6 protein-coding genes are annotated in these 8,516 nt (G+C 62.1%); all 6 read right to left on the bottom strand.

Features of this window, described 5'->3' with window-relative positions:
- Positions 1-215 precede the first annotated feature (215 nt).
- A complete protein-coding gene (locus ACH2DG_RS06775; RefSeq protein WP_395024980.1) occupies positions 216-1,196 on the bottom strand; it encodes a tRNA dihydrouridine synthase in 981 nt (326 codons plus the stop codon).
- A 76-nt stretch (positions 1,197-1,272) separates the two neighbouring features.
- Positions 1,273-2,544 carry a methyltransferase gene (locus ACH2DG_RS06770; protein WP_395024978.1) on the bottom strand — a complete coding sequence of 424 codons (1,272 nt, stop codon included), beginning with the start codon at positions 2,542-2,544 and terminating at the stop codon, positions 1,273-1,275.
- A gap of 126 nt (positions 2,545-2,670) precedes the next feature.
- The gene (locus tag ACH2DG_RS06765; RefSeq protein WP_224151561.1) at positions 2,671-3,207 is read right to left on the bottom strand and encodes a GNAT family N-acetyltransferase; all 537 of its coding nucleotides are present in this window, start codon (positions 3,205-3,207) and stop codon (positions 2,671-2,673) included.
- Positions 3,208-3,593: 386 nt separating this feature from the next.
- Positions 3,594-5,030 carry an aldehyde dehydrogenase family protein gene (locus tag ACH2DG_RS06760; protein ID WP_395024976.1) on the bottom strand — a complete coding sequence of 479 codons (1,437 nt, stop codon included), beginning with the start codon at positions 5,028-5,030 and terminating at the stop codon, positions 3,594-3,596.
- A 160-nt stretch (positions 5,031-5,190) separates the two neighbouring features.
- Positions 5,191-5,529: a hypothetical protein gene (locus ACH2DG_RS06755; RefSeq protein WP_395024974.1), complete on the bottom strand. Its 339-nt coding sequence runs from the start codon at positions 5,527-5,529 to the stop codon at positions 5,191-5,193.
- 180 nt (positions 5,530-5,709) lie between these two features.
- The gene (gene clpB, locus ACH2DG_RS06750; RefSeq protein WP_395024972.1) at positions 5,710-8,319 is read right to left on the bottom strand and encodes an ATP-dependent chaperone ClpB; all 2,610 of its coding nucleotides are present in this window, start codon (positions 8,317-8,319) and stop codon (positions 5,710-5,712) included.
- Positions 8,320-8,516 lie beyond the last annotated feature (197 nt).

Here is an 8,516-nt window from a genome sequence, read left to right as displayed (position 1 = left end):
AGGATTTGCAACAACGCAGACTGCCCCTAGCCGGGCGCCCCTGACCGGGCGTCCCCAAACCCACTGTCCCTACGGGTTGGAGTGAAATCGGGCGATTTCTTCGCGCTCGCCCTTGCTTGCACCCCGGTGCAAGCTGCGGCCCAGCGCTTCGAACTCATCCCGATTGCACTCCAACGCGACTGCGTAGAGATCGTAAACACGTTCTAAGAACGTATTCAGAGGATGCGGGCCTGCAATTCGTCCAGCCAGAAGGTGATGGCGCGCTGGTCGGTCATCACCCGCACATGTTGGTAAGCCGCCTCGGCCTCGGGGTAAGCGCGGCGCATCAGATTGAGCCATTGTTTCAGGCGCCCTGCCCGCTGGCGCGGCTCCAGATCGGCGCAGACCAGCTCCCAAAAGCGCAGCAGGGCCGGCACCAGGTCGGGCCAGCCGATATCGCGGTACCCTTGCGGCAGCGGTGCGCCAGCGCGCTCGGCCACCGCCTTGCGGATGCGCCAGGCCAGGCCCGGGTCTGCCACCATGCCGCGGCCCAGCATCAAGTCGGTGCAACCTGATTCGGCCTGGCAGCGCAAGGCATCTTCTACCGTCCAAATCTCACCGTTGGCCACTACCGGTATCGTCACTGCCTCTCGAACGCGGGCGATCTGGTCCCAGTAGGCAGGCGGGCGGTAGCCATCCTGCTTGGTGCGGCCATGCACCACCAGCTCGCAGGCACCTGCGGCCTGCATGGCCCGGGCACATTCGAGCATCAGGCTGCGGTCATTGAAGCCCAGGCGCATCTTGGCCGATACAGGCAGGTGCGCCGGCACAGCGGCGCGCACAGACGCCACCACAGCATGGATTGCATCCGGAGACTGCAGCAACGATGCGCCGCCACCGTGGCGGTTGACCACCTTGGCCGGGCAGCCAAAGTTCAGGTCAATGCCTTCGGGCGACAGAGCCGCCAGCTGCGCCGCATTGGCCGCCATGCTGGCCGGATCGCTTCCCAAAAGTTGCGCACGCACCGGTGTTCCCGCCGCCGTATGGCTGGCGTTCAGCAGCTCGGGCATGGTGCGCAGGTAGACCTTGTCGGGCAGCAGGCTGCCTGTGATGCGGATGAACTCGGACACACAACGGTCTGCACCGCCGATGCTGGTGAGCACATCGCGCAGCACAAAGTCGAGCAGGCCTTCCATCGGCGCCAGGAGCAATCGCATGACGGTTTTTTGAGTATTCTTGCCATTGGCGCTCAGCTGTCATGCGCCAATAGCTATCAATTAAATAGCAAACAAGTTACCAAGCTGCCTGCATGCGCCACAACGTCGTTACTTCGGCAGCGCGCGCGCGGTGCAGCGGGTTGGCTTCGTCCTGCGCCTTGGGGTGGCGCGGGCGGATATGGTGCTTGCCCACGACCTGCAGGCCAGCCTCTGCAATCCAGGCCAGCAGCTCTTCACGGCGGCGCAGCCCCAGGTGCTCGGCAAAATCGGACAGCACCAGCCAGGCCTCGCCTCCTGGCGCCAGATGCTCCGATACACCGGCCAGAAAGCCGCGCAGCATACGGCTGCCTTCGTCGTACACGGCACGCTCGACTGGCGCGCTGGGCTTGGCCGGCACCCATGGTGGGTTGCACACCACCAGGGCCGCCTTGCCTTCGGGGAAGAGATCGGTCTGCGCCAAGGTTACCTTGTTGGCCACACCCAGACGCTCCAGATTGTCGGCCGCGCAGGCCAACGCACGCGGGTCGGTGTCGGTGGCCACCACCTGCTGCACGCCACGGCGCGACAGCACAGCGGCAATCACGCCCGTACCGGTGCCGATATCGAAAGCCAGGGATTTCTTGGCCAGCGCCGTGGGCAGCGGCGCCTGGGCAATCAGGTCGATGTATTCGCCACGCACGGGCGAGAACACCCCATAGTGAGGGTGTATGCGGCCATAGCCGCGCGGTGCCAGTTTGGTGAGTGCGGGAATCTCCACGCCCTTCTTGCGCCATTCGTGTGCGCCCACCAGCGCCTGGAGTTCGCGCAGCGACACCACGTTGCCAGGTGCACCACTGCCTTCGACTTCGGCCGCACCCCAGGCTTCTGCACAGGCGGCATCCACCTGCGGCGCACGACGCAGGGCCACGCCGTACTGCGCGTCCAGCTCGATCAATACCATTGACAACACGCGCGCGCGCTGGGCCTGCAACTGGCGCTGCTGGTGAAAGGGCAGCGCCTGCTGCGGCGCGGGCATGCCCTTCTTGGCAGCACCTGCGGAGGGTACAGGCAGCGCTTTCTTTTTGGTGCTGCGCTCACCCGTCTTGTCCAGCCGCCGGCCCAGGGCCTGCAGCAGTTGGCGCGCGTTTTGAAAATCGCCGCGCCACAGCAATGCCGTGCCTTCGCAGGCGAGGCGATAGGCGGTATCGGCGGGCAGGGTGTCGTCTGCCAGTACCACGCGGGCCGGTGCGGCGCTGCCGCGCTCGCAGCGCCATCGCGCACTGCGCTCGGCGTCCCCTTCGGTCCAGTGGATGGTGGCAAAGGGAACGGTGGAGGCATCGGTTGTGCCGTCAGGGCGAACGCTGGTCATGGTGGTTGCTTTCTCGCAAAGCATGCGGCGTGAGCCGCAAAAAACAAAAGAGGCCGTGCAGGACGGCCTCTTCAAGCATGTTCTGCGCTGCGCAGCGATCCGCTGTCGCAGCTGGTGGAGAGATTATCAGCGGTTCATCAAAGAGCGCTGCATGCGCACTTCTTCAATCTTGATGGCGCCCACGGTGGCCGTCTTGGCGGTGGACATCTCGCGCTTGAAACCTGCGGATTCATGGAAACGGAGTGCACGCTCGTTGCGCAGGGGCACCCAGGAAGTCACCGACGTGCAGCCTTCTTCAGACAGGCCATCACGGGCAGCATCCCACAGCGCCACGCCAACGCCTTGGTCCCAATGGCTAGGGGCTGCATAAATGGCCCAGATTTCACCGGTGGTGGGGCGGGTCTTGGCATCGCGCGAGCGGTCGAAGCCCACAAAACCGACGATCTTGTCGTTTTCCACGGCCACTTGCACCTGGGGTTCGCAAAACTCAATCGCTTCGCGCCAGTAGGCCTGGCGTTTTTCAACAGACGACATGGCCTTGAGCTGATCGTCGGGCAATACGCCGCGATAGGCTTCTACAGAGGCAGAAGCGTGGATCTGAGCAATGGCTTTGGCATCACGAAGCGTAGCGGGACGAACCAGAATGGTGATAGTTTCAGACATGGATAACCGAAAACAAAAATCAATGAATTAACCAAAAAGCACGCACAACTCGTAATACACTGCGACCATCCCGCCCGGCCGGATGCCAGTCCCGCCCATGGAGCACCGCTGGGGCTCAACATGGGCAGTCTGCAGCACGCCATGGCTCACGCAGCAAAGGCAGACAGTGGCTGCCGATGGCTGTTTTAAGGGCGTATGGAAGAGTCAGCGCGGGAACAGCGCGCCGCAAGGGATGTGGTGCTCGAAAGCCTTCCATTGTCGCACTCCAGACATCATTTGGATAGTCCCTTGGTTGGCTTGTAGGTCAATTTACGCAAGGGTTTGCAAGCGTTGATATTTGCGCTAGGCGTTTACCCTAGGCATCACATCCAAAGTAAATCAAGCGCTTAGCGCAGCATCTTGCCCTTGAGCATGCGCATGATGCCATCAAACCGCCCGCCGTATGGGGGGTACAACCATTTCACAGGCGACCAGAACGATGTGCGCAGCACTGGTTTTGCGTGCGAAAAACGCATGAATCCATGCTTGCCATGGATGGTGCCCCAGCCACTCGCACCCCAGCCGCCAAACGGCAAGCCATCGTGTACGAACTGCTGCAGGCAGTCGTTCATGCACATGCCTGCTGCCCGTACACGCAAGGCCGCATCCTGGCCCTGCCTGGCGTCGCTGCCAAACCAGTAAAACGCCAGCGGCACCTCCCCCTGGTTGATGGCGGCAATCGCATCTTCGCGGCTGTCAAAGCGCAGCACCGGCAGGATGGGGCCGAAAATCTCTTCCTGCATCAATAGCATCTGCGGCGTCGCTCGGAGCACCACCACGGGCGCAAGTTGCCGGCTGATGCCCTCCCCCATCCGGCTTTGCGGTACGGCAGGCTGGTCATCGCCTACGCGAACCAGTTGCGCCCCACCTTGCTCGGCCTGCGCCAGCATGGCCAGAAGACGGCTGGTGTGAGCGGCATTGATGATCGAGGTGTAGTCGGGGTTGCCCTGCTGCTGCGGGTACATCTGGCGCACCGCATCGGCATAGGCATCGACAAAGGCGGCTTCACTGCCCGCTGGCAGCAATACGTAGTCAGGGGCAATGCAGGTCTGCCCGGCGTTCAAGAGTTTGGCATGGGCGATTTTGCGCGCAGCATCGCGAATGTCGCAGCCTGCCTCCAGCAGGCACGGCGTCTTTCCGCCCAGCTCCAAAGTCGTGGGCACCAGGTGGTTGGCAGCCGCCAACGCCACCTTGCGCCCTACAGCGGTGGAACCAGTGAACAGCAGATGGTCGAGTGGCAACGCGGCCAGATCGGCGGCTGCCCCGGCGTCGCCTACCAGCACGGCCACTTCGTCATCTGCAAAGTAACGCGCCACCAGCTCTGCCAGCAAGGCGCTGGTGGCCGGGGTGTGCTCGCTGGGCTTGACGATGACGCGGTTGCCCGCTGCCAGCGCGCTGATGGCTGGCCCCAAGGCCAGCAGTACCGGGTAGTTCCATGGCGCAATCACACCGATCACCCCCAGCGGTACGGGCTGCACCCAGGCGCGCGTCAGCAGCAGATGCAGAGGCGTTGCAACGCGCTGGGGAGCTGCCCAGCGCTTGAGCTGGCCAAGCGCCTGGGCCAATTGGCTGCGCAGTGGCAGCAGCTCTGTCAGCTCGGTCACCCTGGCAGAACGTTGTCCAAAATCAGATTGCACGGCAGCGCATATCTGGTCTGCACTATCTGCTATCAATTTCTGAAGACGCAGCAACCGCTCGCGCCGCAGCAGCAATGGCGTGTCGGGCTCCGCGCGGCTGGCCGCACGCATGGCGGCAAAGCGGGAGTGCAGTTCGCTCACGTCCATAACATTCCTTGTAGGCGTTGCATTGAATAATCCGCAACGCATAAAGCTCCGGGTTGCTGGGTGCCGCAGGTCCTGCGGTCCATCCAACGGCAATAAAAAACCCGGCCAGCGGCATCCGCATAACCGGGTTTTGTGCAAAACAGGGCGCGCCCTGCCTTCTTCAATGCTGCGAACGAATCTCGCGCGGCTCCACGTCGGTGACATCAATGACCGCAGCACGCCCTGGCGCAGATGCCGCAGCGCGGTCATTGCTGCCACTGCCGTTGGCCGTCCAGCGCGCTGTGGAGCGGTACACCGTGGTCCACCCCGAAGCCGGATTCATCTTGAATGCAAACGGAACCACCGGTTTGCCGGTCAGCCTGGCCCACAACATGCGAGCGCCCCACAGGAGCGCGGCGATGGCAGCGACTACCAGCAGGCTGGCGAAAAACACCAAGCCAGCCAGCACGACGACCACTCGCAAAGTCCAGCTCACCACGGTTGCCAACAATTCGTTCAACGCATTTCCTTTCAAAGCCCATGTTCCATCACAGCACTGCTGCATGACACCATGTGATGGGCATGCTGCGATTTTTCAAGCCCCACGCGGCCCAATGACCGCCCAACAAGCATAGCGCAGTGCAATGCTTGTGGGAACAGCATGGGTACTGGGCACATTCCCAGCCCCACGCAGCAGGTATCAGACCTGTTCCACCGATTTGCCGAAATGGAACTCGCCCGGCGCCTGCACCGGATCGACCGACACGGGAATGGTGCTCTTGGGCGGATACTTGCCTTCCAGCAACAACCTCGACAGCGGGTTCTCAATGCGCTGCTGAATGGCGCGCTTGAGCGGACGGGCGCCAAACACCGGATCGAAGCCCACCTTGGCCAGCTCGGCCATGGCTGCATCCGACACCTGCAGGTGCAGATCCATCTTGGCCAGGCGCGCCTCCAGCTGCTTGAGCTGGATACGGGCAATCGATTCAATGTTCTTGGCATCCAGGCCGTGAAACACCACCGTCTCGTCGATACGGTTGAGGAATTCGGGGCGGAAATGGTTCTTGAGTTCCCCCCACACCGCGTCTTTTACATCTTCATACGGTTGCCCGACCATCGCCTGGATGAGTTGGGAGCCGATGTTGCTGGTCATCACGATCACCGTGTTCTTGAAGTCCACGGTCCGGCCCTGGCCATCGGTCAGGCGTCCGTCGTCCAGCACCTGCAGCAGGATGTTGAAGACATCGGGGTGGGCCTTCTCCACCTCGTCCAGCAGAATGACGCTATAGGGCTTGCGACGCACCGCCTCGGTCAGGTAGCCGCCTTCATCGTAGCCCACATAGCCTGGGGGCGCTCCGATCAGGCGCGAGACCGAGTGCTTTTCCATGAACTCGCTCATGTCGACACGGATGAGGTGGTCTTCGCTGTCGAACAGAAAGCCCGCCAAGGCCTTGCACAGCTCGGTTTTGCCCACGCCGGTCGGGCCCAGGAACAGGAACGATCCGGTAGGCCGGTTCGGGTCGGACAAGCCCGAGCGAGAACGGCGGATGGCGTTGGAGACGGCATTGATCGCCTCGTCCTGGCCCACCACACGCTCGTGCAGCTTGGCTTCCATGTGCAGCAGCTTGTCCTTTTCGCCCTGCATCATCTTGGCGACCGGAATGCCGGTCGCCCGGCTCACCACTTCAGCGATTTCCTCGGCACCCACCTGGGTGCGCAGCAGCTTGTGGCCCTTGTCCTTGGCCTGTTCGCCCTTTTCGTCCTTCTGCACGTCGGCCAGCTGCTTTTCCAGGCTGGGCAGCTTGCCATACTGCAGCTCGGCCACCTGGTTGAAATCGCCCTTGCGCGTGGCTTCCTGGATCTGGAACTTGATCTGGTCAATCTCCTTGCGGATCTGCTCGCTGCCCATGGCATCGGCCTTCTCGGCCTTCCAGATTTCCTCCATGTCGGCGTACTCGCGCTCGATCTTGGACAGGTCTTCCTCGATCAGCGCCAGGCGTTTCTGCGAGGCCTCGTCGGTCTCCTTCTTCATCGCCTCGCGCTCGATCTTGAGCTGGATCATGCGGCGTTCGAGCTTGTCCATCACCTCAGGCTTGGAGTCGATCTCGATCTTGATCTTGGCAGCCGCCTCGTCAATCAGGTCAATCGCCTTGTCGGGCAGGAAACGGTCGGTGATGTAGCGCGCCGACAGCTCGGCTGCAGCGACGATGGCCGGGTCGGTGATATCCACGCCGTGATGGGCTTCGTACTTTTCCTGCAGGCCGCGCAAAATGGCAATGGTGTCTTCCACCGAAGGCTCGTTGACCAGCACTTTTTGAAAGCGCCGCTCCAGCGCGGCATCCTTTTCGATGTACTTGCGGTATTCATCGAGCGTAGTAGCGCCGATGCAGTGCAGCTCGCCACGCGAGAGCGCCGGTTTGAGCATATTGCCCGCGTCCATGGCGCCATCGGCCTTGCCCGCGCCCACCATGGTATGGATTTCGTCGATGAACAGGATGATGCGCCCTTCTTCCTGCGCCACTTCCTTGAGCACCGATTTCAGACGCTCTTCAAAATCGCCCCGGTACTTGGCACCGGCCAGCAGGCCTGCCATGTCCAGTACCAGCACTTTCTTGTCGCGCAAGGTATCGGGCACTTCGCCCGCTACGATGCGCTGGGCCAGGCCTTCGACAATGGCCGTCTTGCCCACGCCAGGCTCGCCGATGAGCACCGGGTTGTTCTTGCTGCGCCGCTGCAGCACCTGGATGGTGCGGCGGATTTCGTCGTCCCGGCCGATCACCGGATCGAGCTTGCCGCTTCTGGCGCGCTCGGTCAGGTCAAGGGTGTATTTCTTCAGGGCTTCCCGCTGGCTTTCGCCGTCTGCGCTGTCCATGCTCTGTCCTCCGCGCACGGCATCAATCGCCGCTTCCAGGGCCTTGCGGGTCAATCCCGCTTCACGGACGATGCGGCCCGCCTCGCCCTTCTCATCGGTCAAGGCCAGCAGGAACAGTTCGCTGGCATAGAACTGGTCGCCACGCTTGATGGCCTCCTTCTCGGTCGCCTGCAGCACGCGCTGCAGCTCGGGGCCCACCGTGACCTGGTCCTGCCCCTGCACCTGCGGCAGGCGCTTGATGGCATTCTCGGCTGCCGTCGTCATCGCCGTCACATTGGCGCCGGAGCGTGCCAGAAGCGACTTGGGGCCATCTGGCTGGCGCAGCATGGCAGTGAGTACGTGGATGGGTTCGATATAGGCGTTGTCGTTGCCAAGCGCCAGCGATTGGGCGTCCGACAGTGCCTCTTGGAACTTGGTGGTTAATTTATCGATTCGCATGAAATGAATATTCCGTCTGGAAAATTGAACTGCAGAATATTTTGCGTCGCCTGCCGGTTTTTCAAGAAGCTGCAGGCAGCCTGATACGGGTATATCAGGCGCGCGCCATCCGGTCTGCAGGACGAATCCCACAGTGCGGATTCACTCAAAACCGATGCTGATGTATGGCTGGCAAATGCGGAAAGCTATAGTTTTTC

Source organism: Comamonas odontotermitis (assembly GCF_040396735.1).
Classification (GTDB): Bacteria; Pseudomonadota; Gammaproteobacteria; order Burkholderiales; family Burkholderiaceae_C; genus Comamonas; species Comamonas odontotermitis_C.
This window is presented reverse-complemented; position numbering and strand designations above follow the sequence as displayed.